Annotated in this window: 14 protein-coding genes and 1 tRNA gene; 5 read left to right on the top strand and 10 right to left on the bottom strand. The window is 37.6% G+C overall.

The genetic code is table 11. From position 1 onward, the window contains the following. Positions 1-20 precede the first annotated feature (20 nt). Together Q360_RS0111640 and Q360_RS0111635 are read left to right on the top strand one after the other, a co-directional pair. Positions 21-443, top strand: a complete 423-nt coding sequence (locus Q360_RS0111640; RefSeq protein ID WP_027077258.1) for a DUF2141 domain-containing protein — start codon at positions 21-23, stop codon at positions 441-443. Positions 444-571: 128 nt separating this feature from the next. Next, positions 572-958, top strand: a complete 387-nt coding sequence (locus Q360_RS0111635; RefSeq protein ID WP_027077257.1) for a DUF423 domain-containing protein — start codon at positions 572-574, stop codon at positions 956-958. Here Q360_RS0111635 and Q360_RS0111630 read toward each other — a convergent pair. The 8 genes from Q360_RS0111630 to Q360_RS0111590 all read right to left on the bottom strand — a co-directional run bounded on the left by Q360_RS0111630 (position 955) and on the right by Q360_RS0111590 (position 9,371). Beyond that, positions 955-1,668, bottom strand: coding sequence for a DUF4097 family beta strand repeat-containing protein (locus Q360_RS0111630; RefSeq protein ID WP_027077256.1), 714 nt, complete (start codon positions 1,666-1,668; stop codon positions 955-957). The two genes, Q360_RS0111635 and Q360_RS0111630, sit on opposite strands and share 4 nt — an antisense overlap. 206 nt (positions 1,669-1,874) lie before the next feature. After that, positions 1,875-2,627 carry a DUF4097 family beta strand repeat-containing protein gene (locus tag Q360_RS0111620; RefSeq protein WP_156950093.1) on the bottom strand — a complete coding sequence of 251 codons (753 nt, stop codon included), beginning with the start codon at positions 2,625-2,627 and terminating at the stop codon, positions 1,875-1,877. Between the two features lie 39 nt (positions 2,628-2,666). Beyond that, positions 2,667-3,458, bottom strand: a complete 792-nt coding sequence (locus Q360_RS24695; protein ID WP_027077253.1) for a zf-HC2 domain-containing protein — start codon at positions 3,456-3,458, stop codon at positions 2,667-2,669. Between the two features lie 5 nt (positions 3,459-3,463). After that, positions 3,464-3,988 (bottom strand): RNA polymerase sigma factor, encoded by a 525-nt coding sequence (locus Q360_RS0111610; RefSeq protein WP_156950092.1) that lies wholly within the window; start codon positions 3,986-3,988, stop codon positions 3,464-3,466. A 217-nt stretch (positions 3,989-4,205) separates the two neighbouring features. Next, complete coding sequence (locus tag Q360_RS0111605) at positions 4,206-5,747, bottom strand: carboxypeptidase-like regulatory domain-containing protein (protein ID WP_027077251.1); 1,542 nt, start codon at positions 5,745-5,747, stop codon at positions 4,206-4,208. Between the two features lie 340 nt (positions 5,748-6,087). Beyond that, positions 6,088-8,325, bottom strand: a complete 2,238-nt coding sequence (gene feoB / locus Q360_RS0111600) for a ferrous iron transport protein B (protein ID WP_027077250.1) — start codon at positions 8,323-8,325, stop codon at positions 6,088-6,090. Continuing rightward, positions 8,322-8,567: a FeoA family protein gene (locus tag Q360_RS0111595; protein WP_027077249.1), complete on the bottom strand. Its 246-nt coding sequence runs from the start codon at positions 8,565-8,567 to the stop codon at positions 8,322-8,324. Before Q360_RS0111595 ends, feoB begins: the two co-directional genes overlap by 4 nt. A gap of 129 nt (positions 8,568-8,696) precedes the next feature. Then, a complete protein-coding gene (locus Q360_RS0111590; protein WP_027077248.1) occupies positions 8,697-9,371 on the bottom strand; it encodes an SCO family protein in 675 nt (224 codons plus the stop codon). 173 nt (positions 9,372-9,544) lie between these two features. Here Q360_RS0111590 and rseP point away from each other — a divergent pair, with 173 nt between their 5' ends. Then, positions 9,545-10,900 carry an RIP metalloprotease RseP gene (rseP, locus tag Q360_RS0111585; RefSeq protein WP_027077247.1) on the top strand — a complete coding sequence of 452 codons (1,356 nt, stop codon included), beginning with the start codon at positions 9,545-9,547 and terminating at the stop codon, positions 10,898-10,900. Positions 10,901-10,980: 80 nt separating this feature from the next. Continuing rightward, positions 10,981-11,057 (top strand) — tRNA-Asn (locus Q360_RS0111580). Positions 11,058-11,192: 135 nt separating this feature from the next. Here the strand turns inward: Q360_RS0111580 and Q360_RS26980 are convergent. Both Q360_RS26980 and Q360_RS0111570 read right to left on the bottom strand, forming a co-directional pair. Next, positions 11,193-11,324, bottom strand: coding sequence for a hypothetical protein (locus Q360_RS26980; RefSeq protein WP_262493218.1), 132 nt, complete (start codon positions 11,322-11,324; stop codon positions 11,193-11,195). 270 nt (positions 11,325-11,594) lie between these two features. Continuing rightward, a complete protein-coding gene (locus Q360_RS0111570) occupies positions 11,595-12,677 on the bottom strand; it encodes a LytR/AlgR family response regulator transcription factor (RefSeq protein WP_027077246.1) in 1,083 nt (360 codons plus the stop codon). Between the two features lie 260 nt (positions 12,678-12,937). On the opposite strand from Q360_RS0111570, the gene Q360_RS0111565 reads away from it, so the two are divergent. Then, complete coding sequence (locus Q360_RS0111565) at positions 12,938-14,518, top strand: cupredoxin domain-containing protein (protein WP_027077245.1); 1,581 nt, start codon at positions 12,938-12,940, stop codon at positions 14,516-14,518. Positions 14,519-14,607: the final 89 nt, after the last annotated feature.

Genomic DNA, 14,607 nt, shown 5'->3' with positions numbered 1-14,607 from the left:
ATCCTATATATTACATCCATATGAAATTAAAAAATTCGCTAATGATTATCGCTATGTTAACTTTTGGAGCCAGTGCCGCACAACACACTTTACGTTTGACGATTACCGGCGTTGGGTCCTCAGAAGGAAGAATAAGTGCTGCGCTGTATACTGATCAGAAAACCTTCTTAAAATTTGATGCCGTATTTAAAGCAGTCTCGGAAAAAGCAGAGAAAGGAGTTACTAATCTTGTCGTTAAGGACATACCAGATGGTGACTATGCCGTGGCTGTTTTTCATGATAAGAACGAAAATGGAAAACTGGACACCAACATGCTGGGCATCCCAAAGGAGCCAGTTGCTTTTTCAAATGCAAAAATGAAAATGTTCGGTCCTCCAAAATTCGATGATTGTGCTTTTTCGATAACTAAGGACACCCAAGTGTCTATTACACTAAACGATTAAATAGTACGCCATTATTTTAATAGGATTGCTGAATAGGCAATACGCTTGGATGATATTTACAATTCAAAAATGAATTCCCCTTCCTATGAGTGTGCGGGTCTAAAGTGTATATTTGATAAAAAGGAATCATGGTTTTACTAGCACAATGTATTGGCGCACTTTTTGGACTGACAGCGATTGTATTCGGTGCCTTTGGAGCGCATGCTTTAAAAAAAATAATGTCGCCAGAGCAGTTGGCCAGTTTTGAGACGGGCGTTAAATATCAGATGTATCACGCCTTAGTGCTGTTAATGCTAAGTTTTAACATGAACTTGGATACCTCCTTGGAACGGTATATGGTGTACTGTTTTGTTTTAGGCACGTTTTTGTTTTCTTTCAGCATTTATGGTCTGTGCATTAGTGGCGCCAAAGGGAAAAAGTGGACGTTTTTAGGTCCACTTACGCCGCTTGGCGGACTCTTTTTGGTTGTAGGGTGGGGGTTGCTTTTCTATTCTTTTATTCAGAACTTGCTTTAACGACGTAGGTACATATTTCCGTTAATGGTGTTTAAACGTAGGGTGTTTTTGCCTTCTGCAATCGTACCATAAATTTCTTGACCAATATGACGGTCCTTAAAACTGAATTTAAGTTCTTTATCTGCATAAATATCTCCATGAATGGTTTCGGCAACTAAATTGGCATTCACCATTCGTAAATCGATTTCCCCATTTATGCTGGTTAACCCTAAGGTTCCAGCGTATTTCTTGATTGTGATATTGCCATTAATCAAATCTGCTGTAAAATCTCCTTCAATCAAATCAGAAGAGAGATTGCCATTAATACTGCTGATTTTAAATTTGGTATTTTTTGGCACACAGAGGGTATAGGTAAACGTGTACCATTCGCCAGTGTTGTAGTATCGTTTTTTCTTATTACCATTATTAGTGTTCCACTCCGCTTGTAATTCTTTAAAAACCCCTTCGGCCTTAGACAGGATGCTAATTTTATCGGAAGTTTGTTGAATATTCACTTTGTAGGATTCTAAAAATTTCCCTTCTTTGGTGGTGATATCGGCTTTAAAATAAACCGTGTTTTTATCCCACGTCTGAACCTTTATTTCAGACGCAAATTTTAGATCAGCGACAACATATTGATTGTTGAAATCAAGCTCTTTTTCAATTATTTTTTGACTACTGATGGCTTGATTGACAATCCCTGTTAGTATAATAAATAAATATTTTTTCATGACTGCTTGTGTGTTGATGATGAATTTAGTTGTAAAACGTTGCTTTGAAACGAATTTAAAGCAGCTAGTTGAACTAATTCTGCTTTTGCAGCGGGATATATAGGTTTAATACCTCGTAAGCTTACTTCGAAAATTGAAAAAGCTATTTTTCTTTTAAGGCCTCGTAAGATTGCCTCGAGGGTTTTCATTTTTTTTGGTTTGTACTATTATTCCTTTCTCAGATAAATGGTGCCGTTGGTAGATTTTAGTTTAATATTTACCCCACCACCGTTTATGATGCCATTGATATCGCGGTCCGAGAATGATTTAAGTCCGTCTTTTTCTTTTGTTTTTATATCAAAATTTGAATAGATATCACCGTTCCAAGAACTAAGTACTATGTTGGCGCTGGTTTTTTCTGGGAGGGTAACATTAATTTCGCCATTGGTGGTGCGAATATCTATGGGAGAATTTTGGTTTATTTCAGTGAAATTTACCTGTATTCCATGATTCAATGAATATGCAGTAACTGCTCCGGTCAGATTGCTTAACACCAATGCTCCATTTAAATTGGAATTGGCTTCTACTTCGCCACTAAAACCTGTTATTTCGGTCGTCCCTCCCCAGGAATTGGTAACGGAAATATTTTGCGATTTTGGAAGAAAAATAATTGCTTCACCAGACTTTCTAACATGTTTCACAATAAGGTTATTGCCAGATGTGGTAACATTAAAACCAACAGTGGTGTTGTCTTCTCCGGCATCACCATAGAGACGTAGGCCTTTTGCCTTTTCTGGGATGGGTTTAGGGTCGTTTAAAACGATACGTATCTCTTTTTTATCGTGTGTTTTAATGGATACGCTAGATTTGGATTCGATTTTCACCCATTCGATACCGGCTAGGGATGTACTATAGTCGGACTGTGATTGGATTGTCCATGTAAGTAAACAAGTGAAAAGGATGCTTGTAATTTTTTTCATGATTCTCGTTTTTGATGTCATTGAATTGTGATTTGATGTTTAAATGATTTCTCCCAAAACTCTGTTTATCTCTTCTTTTACAAAGGGTTGGGTGTCTTCTTGTTCCAGTAAGTATTTCATTGGTTCTGCAGCATTCTGGGCTTGTATGCGCACTAGATTTTGAATGATGGCAATCTGTATGCTAGGGTCTTTTTCAGTAGCTAGCGCCTTTATAAATGCTAATTTAACGGTCTCTGACTTCGCGAACATGGAAAGCGCTTCTACCGCGGTTAAGCGTACGTTCATGTTTTTGTCTAAGAACAGTCTATTCACCAAGGCATTTATGATTTCCTCATCCGGATTTTTAAATTTGGTAATTAAATTTACGCCTTGGATGCGTTTACTTGGAGATTGATTGCCCATTAGGGAAATCATAGCTGTTTGCTGCATTTCTAACATTTTATACTCTTGGGTCGCGAGACTTTGGTTTGCTTGTCTTTCGTTTTGATTTCTTCCTAACATAAAGGCCCCAAAAAGAAGAGCAATACCAGCGGCTATTTTTAAAAGAATACGTACTCCTGATTTTTTGGGTAGTACGTTGATGTTGTTCTCGAGGGTAGTAGCAACCTTAGTTGTTTGTTCCGATTTAAGCGCCTCCAGAAAATGCTCCCTGACCCGCTTGGAAGGTGCTAAAACATCCTCTTGCTCAAAAGCACCAAATAGTTCTTTCAGTTGCGCCAATGCCTGCTTGCATGTGCTACATTCTTTTAAGTGCGATGCTATCGCTGCGCTTTCCTCTTGGTTAAGAAGGCCATCTAAATAGTCTGTTAGGGAATCGGTAACATGTTTCATACGGTTTATATTGCTTTTAAATAAACTGATTTTAATTTTTGCATCGCTCTGCTCATTTTGGTTTTAACGGCTCCAGGTGTGCTATTTATAATAGCTGCAATTTCTTGATATCGAATTCCATGGAACCGATGTAAAACAATCAATTCCCTATCTGATGCGGATAATGTGGCAAGTGCTTTTTGAAGGGTAGAATAGTCCGATTCGATATCGTCCTGCACCAAGGTCAAAGCATAGGTTACACTACTTATATCCTCATGATTTTCCTTATGCTGCCTAAAATGTGTTTTTAAACTATTTCTTGCTATGGTAAACATCCAAGACGTAAAATTGCCATGGTTATAAGAGGTTCTATACTTCATAAGTTTATAAAAAACTTCTTGGGTCAAGTCCTCACTTAACATTTTATCTCCACACATTTTATATAAAAAATTGAATACGTGTTTGTGATGTCTTTCAAAGAGAACCTTCAGCATGTCCAAGTTTCCGACGGATACGGTGGCCATTAATTCTTCATTGGTTAATTCCTTCAAAAGGGTACGCTTTAGTTCGTGTTCAACAGTATATAGTCGGGAAAGTACAAAAGGTTACACATGTATATTAAAAAAAGGCAAAAAGGATGCATAGGGCGTGTAATGTGCCACAAGGAAACAGAGAAATATATTCACATGCAACATAGCGCTAATGGGAGCGTGACTATAATGAATACTTGTAATGGGAGCTAGGGTTATGGGTAAACCATGATGCCTATTAGTTTTCTGAAACTACCTCCGAGATAAACTGCATAATAGCCGTATTGGGCTCTAGAATACTATAGCCTTTCCAAAATTGCGGATCATAGTTGGCCATGTATGTGGGTAGTATATCGCTTTTCTCTTCAAACGCGTCAAAGGTTGCTTGACTAATAGTTTCAGTTTCAAAAACGACGACTTCATGTTTTACTACATTGTTAAACCCAAAATCCATTCGTCCGGAAAGCTCATTCTGTCTGTTTTTTCCTTTTACGATTTTATTTTTTTCAATGATTTTCAAAGCACGATTAATACCCACTCTGGTAGCCGATTCAGATTCATAGTAGCGCAGTCCATAAAATCCGTCAGCACCTTTGTTGTAGATGATTTTCCCTTTGGACAAATAGTTATTTGCAGAAACACCCAACAAATTAAATTTTCGAAGCGGCTTTGTATTTTCATAGTTTACCTGTAGTACGGCAAAATTATCTGCATTGATGTATAAGGTGCCTTGGTAGTCTGCGGAACCCTTGGACTCAAAATCGACCACATAAACCGCGTCATCGCCTAAATAGGTAAATTCTTTTAGGGTGAACTCGTACTTTCTCGCTTTGGAGATAAAATTTAAATCAGTATCGGCTGCTGTTGGCAAACCGTTTATGATACTAGCTAAATTGTTTCTTTTCCATTTAACGTAGTTTTTCTTTTCTTCTTCCTTGTTTTTCTTCTTTTCTTCAAGCTCTTTGTTTAGCGCTACGGTATCCGTAGAATCTATATCTTCTTCAAAGAGTGCGCTTACCTCATCTGCGTCTATTTTAAAGCTTAAAAGACCAGATTTTATTTTAAAATAGGAACCGTCTTTTACGTTTTTTCTTAGAATTTCATTAAATTTTTCTTCTAATTTTTCGGCATCTAGTTCCGTGCTTTTGTCATAAAGTTTGGAAGCCTTAAGCAAGTCTAGTTTTTTATTTTCGGTGTTATTGTCTCCGTATAAATCGCCTAATACTTCAGAGTAATAGGGGTTGTATTTGGGTACAGATGCAATGATACTATCTAACAAGCGCTGATTTAAAATATCAATAGTTGATTTTTTAACCGTAAAATCACTTTTTATCCACCGATCAAAACTAGACCTTCTGTGGAAGACTCTTTTTTTAGTAAGGTCATTGCTATAATTTTTTTCTAGATTGTCTTCTACCAGTTCTATAATTTCGTCTGCCGTGTAGTTCTTATTCGATACAATTACCTCCCGCAGTTCAATTGCCTTAGGTTTTAGGTAAATGGTGTTTTCTGTAAACTGGCTGATAGGTTTTCCTAAAGATTCATACCCCATACATGAAATATGTAGCGAGTCGGTTGCCTTAATCGATTCGTCCAACAGAAACGTAAAGTGGCCCTCTTCGTTGGTGATAACGCCCTTGCCTTTAAGGAGAACGGTAACATAAGGAATCGGTTTTTGTGTACTGCTATCAAGCACCCTAGAGCTAAGGCTCTGAGCCTTTGTGTTTAAGGATAATAAAACAACAGAAATGAGGGTAAGGAATGTGAATTTTTTGCGCATGGATGGTTATTAACACTTTTCAAAATAACAAATAGCTTGCCAAAAAAGCATTCGATTTTAGATTTCTTTAGGAGGTATTTATTCTTTATTTAACGAAAATAAGATATTGTAAAATAAGAAGACGAATGACAAGTAAAACTGTTACATTTTAAAAAAGGCAGAACAATAATAGGGTATGAGTGTAGGTTAATGACAGCCGCAATCGTCCTGTCCACAACTTTTTGAATTCGATTTTTTAGTGTTGAAGAGAGATTTTGGTAACACGAATTTTTTTACCAAGTAGGCCAAGGCCGCGAAAAGCGTGATATAAACCAATACATGTTGAAAAATTTCCATTTACTTATTTTAAAAGTTGATAGGCTATTAAGGCTACGATGTAGGCAAAAAGGCTCATAAAGACCAACTGCCCAAGGGGCCACTTCCATGAATTTGTTTCTCGTTTTACGACGGCTAGGGTACTCACACATTGCATGGCAAAAGCATAGAATAATAATAAGGATATACCAGAGGCTAGATTAAATAAGGGTTTTTTGGTTATAGGATTTACCTCTGCCGCCATTCTGTACTTTATTGTTTCTTCCTCGTCGTTACCTACACTGTAAATAGTAGCCAAGGTACCTACAAAAACTTCCCGTGCCGCAAAGGAGGTCAATACCGCTATGCCTATTTTCCAATCGTAGCCCAAAGGCCGTACAATCGGTTCTATCCCTTTACCCATATATCCCATATAGGAATGTTCCAGTTTGTAACTTGCAATTTCTTGGTTTAGGGCGCGTCCTCGTAATTCAGTTGTTTTAAGTGAAAGAGAGTCCTGTATAGCGGTACCGCTTGGGTTGTTTGCCGAAGGGGAATCAGTTGTATTAATACCTTGGGTGTACTCCAGAAGTTTGTTTTCGATATAGGTTTCGCTATTAGCGCTGAACCCGTTTTCGGTAACGCGCTGGGTAATAATTTCTTCGGCATTTTTAAAATCATCAGAAAAGCCGTTTGACCCTAAAAACCAGAGTATTATGGATATGGCAAGTATGATTTTACCCGCGCCAAAAACAAAACTTTTTGTCTTTTCCAGTACGGTATATACAACGTTTTTTAATAGGGGTAGCTTGTAGCTAGGCATCTCTACAACAAAGAAGGACCTACTTTTTATTTTTAATATTTTGTTGAGAATTACGGCTGATACGATTGCGGCACCAAAGCCAATCAAGTACAGAAGCATGAGCGTCAAGGCCTTATAACTCAAACCTAAAAATGTCCCTTCAGGAATGACAAGGGCAATAATGATAAGGTACACCGGAAGCCTAGCGGAACACGTTGTAAACGGAGTAACTAGGATAGTAATAAGGCGTTCCTTCCAATTTTCTATGGTTCTGGTAGCCATTACTGCAGGGATGGCACATGCTGTACCCGAGATTAATGGCACTATACTTTTTCCGCTCAGTCCAAAAGGACGCATTACCCGATCCATTAAGAATACCACGCGGCTCATGTATCCAGATTCCTCAAGCAAAGAGATGAAAAGAAAAAGAAAGGCAATTTGCGGTATAAAGATGACGATTCCGCCAATTCCAGATAGGATACCCTCTGCAATCAAGTCTGTAAATGCGCCTGCCGGAAGCGTATCCTTTACCCACTCGGTTGCCGACGCAAAAAAAGTATCGATCATATCCATTGGGTATACGCTCCATTCGTAAATAGCCTGAAAAATGGTCAGTAGAATAAGTAGGAAAATAAGATAACCGAATATTTTATGGGTAAGGATTTTATCTAAATTGGCCCTAAACCCTTTTGCAGCGTTGATGTCTACTTTATATGCCTGTTTTAAAATATCATTTATAAACTGGTACCTAAGAATTGTTTCTTTTTGTTGTAAGCGTTTAAGTTCCGATTTTGATTTGGTGCTAAAGGCCGAGGCGTCCTGTATCAGTTTCTTTTCAACAGGCATGAAGTTTACATCTTGGGTAATGACCAACCAAAGTTTATATGACTCCTCCTTTGGGAAAGTATTTTTTATTTTTTCAAAATAGTCTGGCGCGATAACACTAATGTCAATATTTGGTTTTTTAGAGAGGTTTTTATACTCGGCAATCAGTTCTTTTAAACGGTCTATTCCAGTTCTCTTTCGGGTACTGACTAAGGCCACTTTTGATTGTAATTTCTCTTCCAGAAGGGGAATGTCTATGCTTATTCCTTTGCGAGACATTCTATCGGCCATATTAATGACCAGTATTGTGGGTATCAGTAAATCTTTAATTTGTGTAAACAGCAGCAGGTTCCGCTTTAGGTTCTCCACATCGGTAATCACAAGAGCCACATCTGGGTGGTCCTTATCGTTCTTGTTAAGCAACAATTCTACAGCAACACTTTCATCTAAAGAAGTCGTGTTAAGGCTATAGGTTCCCGGTAAATCCAGTACATGTGCTTTTACCCCTCTTGGAAGCTTGCAGACACCTTCTTTTTTCTCAACGGTAATACCAGGGTAATTCCCCACTTTTTGATTAAGGCCTGTAAGTTGGTTAAAGACCGAAGTTTTCCCTGTATTGGGGTTTCCAATGAGCGCTACATTAATTTGTTTGCTCATACTACGGGGCTTTCGTCTATCAATTCTAAGGCTATTTTCAAGGCTATTTCTCGCCTTATGGCAATATGCGAACCGTTGACGTTAATGTAAATAGGGTCGTTAAGTGGTGCCACCTGTACTAACTCTACCTCATTGCCGGGCAAACATCCTAATTCCAATAATTTTATTGGAATAAAATTATTGGAGAATTCTTTTATAATTCCACGTTGTCCACGTTTAAGATGTGCTACGGTAATCTCCAATTTTTATTTAGATTGACTTCGATTAAGTCCAAAAATACAAGAAATATTCGAAAGCTAATCCCTGAAATCATAAAAGAAGGGCAATGTGATTATATGGAGTATGTTCACAAAAGACAGCAGGTTAAAAAATTAATTTACATAGGATTGCTGCAATATGTTTAGGTCTTCCAAAAGCTTTTCTATGTCTTCTGTTTTAGTGCCGTCGTAAAAACCTCTAATGCGACGTTCTTTATCTACCAAAATAAAATTTTCGGTATGTATCATGTCAAACGGTCCGCCGTCGCCATCCGTTTTTACGGCTAAATAAGATTTTCTCGCAATTTCGTAGATGTCTTTTTTAGGTCCTGTAACCAAGTTCCATTTCGCATCAACAACGCCTTTATCCAAGGCATATTTCTTTAGTTGTGCAACAGAATCTATTTGTGGGGTAACCGAATGGGAAAGAAGTAATACCTCAGGGTTGTCTATAATTTCTGTTTGTATAGCCGCCATATTTTTGGTCATGATGGGGCAAATGGTAGGACAGGTGGTAAAGAAGAAATCGGCAATATAAATTTTGTCTTGGTAATCTACTTGTGTTATGGTTTTTCCGTTTTGGTTCGTAAAGGAAAAATCAGCTATGGTGTGATATTTGCGTACATGCTGAATTTCTTCTGCTACAAGCTCTTCGTTTACCATGGCGGGCGAGTATACTTTAAGCATCTTCTTAGGTTGGAGCGCATTGTAAAATAGATAAACAATAACAGCAGATATCGCTAAAAGCACTACTCCCAATAACTTAAACTGACGTAGAAAGGAGCGCATGTTTTTTTGTTGTAAAGGTACGGTAGCGAGGGGATTCTTTCAAGTGCGCTAGGTGTTATTGCTGCCAAAATATTCTTAAAATAATACAACCATTATCCGTTTCTTTTTTTATTCTTTTTTTAAGCGGACGTAAAAATGTACTTTTGTTCGATTTTAATTTTGACAAAGAACGAATGGACCCCATTTTTATAAAAATCATACAGTTTTTTTTAAGCCTTTCCTTACTAATTGTGCTGCATGAGCTTGGGCACTTTATCCCGGCAAAATATTTTAAGACTCGCGTAGAGAAGTTTTATCTCTTTTTTGATGTAAAATTCGCTCTGTTCAAAAAGACCATAGGCGGTACTGAGTACGGTATTGGTTGGCTTCCCTTAGGAGGATATGTAAAAATATCCGGAATGATAGATGAGAGCATGGATACCGAAGCCCTAAAAGAAGAACCCAAAGAATGGGAGTTTCGTAGCAAGCCTACATGGCAACGTTTGATCATTATGTTAGGTGGTGTAACCGTAAACTTTATCCTTGCGGTAATAATATATATAGGCATGGCCTGGTCTTACGGAGAACAATATATATCAGCCGATAGTTTACAGGATGGTTTTTGGGTAACTGAAAAGAGCATAGGTGATAAATTAGGAGTACAGACCGGAGATTTGATTATCGCTGTAGACGGAAATAAAATCAAAAAATTTGGAGAAATTCTACCGGAGCTCGTAACCGGAAATAGTATGACTATTCGCAGAGACGGTAATACTTTTGAACAAGAAATACCGATAGATTTTATAGCTACCCTTATTGAAGATGAGGATAAGATTCGATTTTTGAGCCCTCGTTTTCCTTTTATTGTCGGAACTATTCCGGATGCTTCTTCGAATAAGGATTCTGGATTAGCCGTTAAAGATGAAGTTATAGGCATAGGTGGTTACCCCATTACATACTTTGATGAGGCAAAAATACTACTAGAAAAATATAAAGGACAAAATATTGATTTAACCGTTCAACGAGAGGGTAGCGGGGAAATGAAAATACCTGTAATAATAAGTGATTCTGCAACTGTTGGCGTAGGTCTAGGTGGCTTAAGTTATAAAGAGTTGGGAGAAAGAGGTGTATTCAAATTAGAGATTAAGAAATATTCTTTTTTAGAATCAATACCAGCTGGTATTGATAAAGGAGTTTCTACGCTGACAGGTTACATAGGTCAAATGAAGAAAATATTCAATCCATCTACGGGGGCCTACAAGGGTGTTGGTGGGTTTGCTGCTATTGGGGGGTTGTTCCCAGATACTTGGGATTGGTATGGCTTTTGGAGTGCAACGGCGTTTATATCTATTATCCTGGCCTTTATGAACATTCTACCCATTCCAGCTTTGGATGGTGGTCATGTGATGTTTTTACTATATGAAATGATCAGTGGTAGAAAACCAAGCGATAAGTTTTTGGAGTATGCCCAGATGACAGGATTTTTCTTATTAATAGCCTTATTATTGTTTGCCAATGGTAATGACGTTTATAAATGGCTAATTAAATAGAAAATGGCTTTTAATTGTTTGGCGTATTTGAAAAAACGAGTATATTTGCAGCCGCTTTGAGTGATTAAAGCGGGTTATTTTCCTCCTTAGCTCAGTTGGTTAGAGCATCTGACTGTTAATCAGAGGGTCCTTGGTTCGAGTCCAAGAGGGGGAGCCAAAAACAAAATCCAATCTACTTAGTTAGGTTGGATTTTTGTTTTTAGTCAGTATATGCTGGGGTAATACGAGCATTATAGGTACTAAGGGTACTTTTTAAAACACCTTCTACAAATCCAATAATCGCATGTATAATTTAAAAAGACCCAGCAAGTTTTGTAATTTGTTTTTTCTTAGGTAGTGTTCCAACAACGGCTAACAAACTAATGCCATAAACGAAACTATCGGCAACAAGTCCTATAGATTTTGAAATCAGTCCTGTCATCATTTTGATAATGAAAAAGGTTAAATTGATTACAAGTATAGATTAAAGAAGTTTTTTTGGTGTTTATTTTCTTCAAATTCCGTTTGGTCAAAATTCTCTTTCCTTCTTTCGACAGTCCATTTTCGATATTATGAATGTAGATTTACCCACTTATTTTTATACCGTATTTATTCTCAACTAATAAAATTAATTACAAATGTATACGGTGTTCCTTTAATGGCACATATCCGCGGGTAATAATGATTTATACAAAAAAGATAGAAACCGATATGGCTAAAGGTTAAGCCATTGCTTAAATTCGGAGGCCTTGTTTTTGCTGATGATAATTTCTATTTCAGAATTAGGCTGCACTAAAATTTTAAGTTGGTTATTACCATACTTTATTATTTTTTCGATTGCCGGTACAGCAATAATAACCTGTCTATTGGCCCTGTAGAATTTCACAGCATCTAGCGTTGTGTATAATTCGTCTAGACTAGAATTGGTTGTTGATTTTTTGCCATCGAAACAAACGACGTAGGTTATGGTATGGTCCACGTAAATATAGGCGATGGTTTCTATAGGTATGGTGAGCAGTTCGTCTCTATGATAGGTTAAAATCCGTTTCTTGCTTGGGTCAACAGCATTTTTTTCTTCAGATATCTCTTCTCCGTCTACTTTTTGTTGGTAGGCAACCAAATCACTATTAAACTTTGAGGTGCTTACAAGTTCTTTCTCAAGATTTTTATTCGTGACCTCTAAACTTTTTTCGTAAGCACTTCCCAGTATTCTAACGGCAAAAAATGAAGAGAGCACGACAATCACACCCATGATACTGAATATGAAATAAAAACGTTGCTTCAAATTAGTAACCTGGCGCAGTGTCTTTTGCATATTTGCATGGGCAGCAATAATCCAATCGGAGTTCGCTACCGGTACAAGAACAATAATTTCAGATGCTGTTGCTTCATTACTTTTAGCCAAAATGGCACTGAGGTTTTCGGGTGTTACATCGTCATTCATTGAAAAAATAGATGCCTTCTCCGAGTCCAATTTGGTACCCACCTTTGTTTTATCTGGATGCGTAATTTGTTTTCCAGACCAATCTATCGTAGATATAAAACTAGTCTCAGTATGGGTGCCTTGAATGGCTTGTTGTAGATTATCTATGATGACCTGTTTTGGGGTATTGTTCGCTAATTGAGATTCAATTAACTGTGAAATTTCGTTTGCTTCACGTTGGCTATTTTCAATTTGTAGTTCAAAAACTTTGTCGTTGCTCGCTTTTACGAAAAACTGTACCGCGATAATCGAAATCAAAAAAACGATTACGGTAAGCGCAAAAAAAGTAAAGAGGTATAATCTGTCTTTTCGCATCACACAATACCATTAGGTTTTAGATGGGCTAAGGGTGGGTAAAGATAACATTATTGACTAGAGTACTTCGTTGTGTCCCATAACTCAAAATATTCAGGATACGAGTCAGATTCAATTAGTACAGTTTTGAGCAAAGTAGAGATAACTCAGTCCGTTATATTCACTTTTAAAGCTAAATTTTCCTCTTCCCGAACATTAAGTAGTCTACAAAGCGTAAGTAAATATACATTTGTTTAATATTAATATCAAAACATTAAACAATGAAATGTGTAAGTAAAAGTTTTTTACTATTGGTAATGGCTATACCGTTTGCCTTTATGAGTTGTAGTAACGATAACAATGGTTACAGTGATGACGGTTATATTGAACCGGTTGATGATTCACCAACAGAATTGAATTCTAAAATATACGATTTGGGTTCAGTAGAAGGTTCTGGAATATTAGGAACTGCCAATTTTATTGAAAGTAGTGATGCTACCTTACGTATAGAACTGGAATTGCAAAATACACCCCAAGGTGGTTTGCATCCAGCACATATTCACGTAAACACCGCCGCAGAAGGGGGTAGTATTGCACTATCGTTAACACCTGTAGATGGAGCTACTGGAAAAAGCACAACTACTTTTAGTGCTTTAGACGACGGCACGGCTGTCACCTATCAAGGATTACTTGATTTTGATGGATATATTAATGTGCATTTAAGCGATAACGAGTTAGCTACTATTGTTGCACAAGGAGATATAGGTCAAAATGACCTTACCGATGTTTCTAAAGCGTATGCACTAGGAAGTGTTGCTGTTCCTGAAATAGATGGTATGGCTACTTTTTACGAAAGAGTAAACGGAGAAGCGCTTGCGGTTATTCAATTAAACAATACACCAGACGGCGGAGTACATCCTGGTCATATTCATATGAATACGGCAATAGAAGGTGGTAGTATTGCATTCTCTTTCAATCCAGTAAACGGGGATACAGGTATGAGTAAGACAAATGTTGCCGCTTTAGATAATGGTACTGCATTCGGATATGATGAGGTATTGAACTATAATGGTTATATCAACATTCATTTAAGCGCGGACGAATTAACTACGTTAGTTGCCCAAGGCGATATAGGCCAGAATGAATTGACGGGTAAAACGACGAGCTATGAACTAACCGAAAAAGACGTTCCAGGAATCAACGGAACAATTGAGTTCGCAGAACGTGTAAATGAAACTACTTTAGCCACGATTATGCTTACAGGAACATCAGCAGGTGGAAGGCACCCTGCACACATTCATGAAAATGATATTGCCACTACGGGTAACATTATCGTAGGATTAAATGCGGTAAACGGGGATACTGGAATCAGTAAAACACAAATAGCGGTCTTGGTTGGTGGCGCTGCGATTACCTATACAGAAATTTTGAGCCTAAACGCTTATGTTAATATTCATTTAAGTGATGAGGATTTAGCTACGTTAGTTGCTCAAGGAAATATTGGCGCTAATGCAGGCAATGATAGTTCTGGAAATACAGAATCAAAAACATATGATGTAACCAATAGTGGAGTTACTGCATATATTTTTAACGGAGAAGGACTTTCTGGTTCAAGCAACCCAAATTTCACCTTCAAAAGAGGAAGTACATATACCTTCAATGTGGATACTCCAGGTCATCCATTCTTGCTAAAATCAGTTCAGGGTGCGGGAAGCTCAAACATATATAATGCAGGGGTAGCGAACAACGGAGCAGTATCCGGAACAATCACGTTCACGGTCCCAGCCGATGCACCTGAAACCTTATATTACAATTGTGAGTTTCACGGTTTTATGACCGGTACAATTACGATTACAAACTAGATTTTATAGTTAAGCTTGCTTGTTTTAATCGTGGGACGTTTTTTAAACGCCCCACGATTTTTATTAGGTAGTATGCCAAATAAAATCAA

This window comes from Maribacter antarcticus DSM 21422 (genome assembly GCF_000621125.1).
In the GTDB taxonomy this organism is placed as follows: Bacteria; Bacteroidota; Bacteroidia; order Flavobacteriales; family Flavobacteriaceae; genus Maribacter; species Maribacter antarcticus.
This window is presented reverse-complemented; position numbering and strand designations above follow the sequence as displayed.

What these genes read in the sequence shown, in the direction of transcription:
- Q360_RS0111640 (WP_027077258.1), top strand. Translation starts at nt 21, where the DNA reads ATGAAATTAAAAAATTCGCTAATGATTATCGCTATGTTAACTTTTGGA.
- Q360_RS0111635 (WP_027077257.1), top strand. Translation starts at nt 572, where the DNA reads ATGGTTTTACTAGCACAATGTATTGGCGCACTTTTTGGACTGACAGCG.
- Q360_RS0111630 (WP_027077256.1), bottom strand. Translation starts at nt 1,668, where the DNA reads ATGAAAAAATATTTATTTATTATACTAACAGGGATTGTCAATCAAGCC.
- Q360_RS0111620 (WP_156950093.1), bottom strand. Translation starts at nt 2,627, where the DNA reads ATGAAAAAAATTACAAGCATCCTTTTCACTTGTTTACTTACATGGACA.
- Q360_RS24695 (WP_027077253.1), bottom strand. Translation starts at nt 3,458, where the DNA reads ATGAAACATGTTACCGATTCCCTAACAGACTATTTAGATGGCCTTCTT.
- Q360_RS0111605 (WP_027077251.1), bottom strand. Translation starts at nt 5,747, where the DNA reads ATGCGCAAAAAATTCACATTCCTTACCCTCATTTCTGTTGTTTTATTA.
- feoB (WP_027077250.1), bottom strand. Translation starts at nt 8,325, where the DNA reads ATGAGCAAACAAATTAATGTAGCGCTCATTGGAAACCCCAATACAGGG.
- Q360_RS0111590 (WP_027077248.1), bottom strand. Translation starts at nt 9,371, where the DNA reads ATGCGCTCCTTTCTACGTCAGTTTAAGTTATTGGGAGTAGTGCTTTTA.
- rseP (WP_027077247.1), top strand. Translation starts at nt 9,545, where the DNA reads ATGGACCCCATTTTTATAAAAATCATACAGTTTTTTTTAAGCCTTTCC.
- Q360_RS26980 (WP_262493218.1), bottom strand. Translation starts at nt 11,324, where the DNA reads ATGATGACAGGACTGATTTCAAAATCTATAGGACTTGTTGCCGATAGT.
- Q360_RS0111570 (WP_027077246.1), bottom strand. Translation starts at nt 12,677, where the DNA reads ATGCGAAAAGACAGATTATACCTCTTTACTTTTTTTGCGCTTACCGTA.
- Q360_RS0111565 (WP_027077245.1), top strand. Translation starts at nt 12,938, where the DNA reads ATGAAATGTGTAAGTAAAAGTTTTTTACTATTGGTAATGGCTATACCG.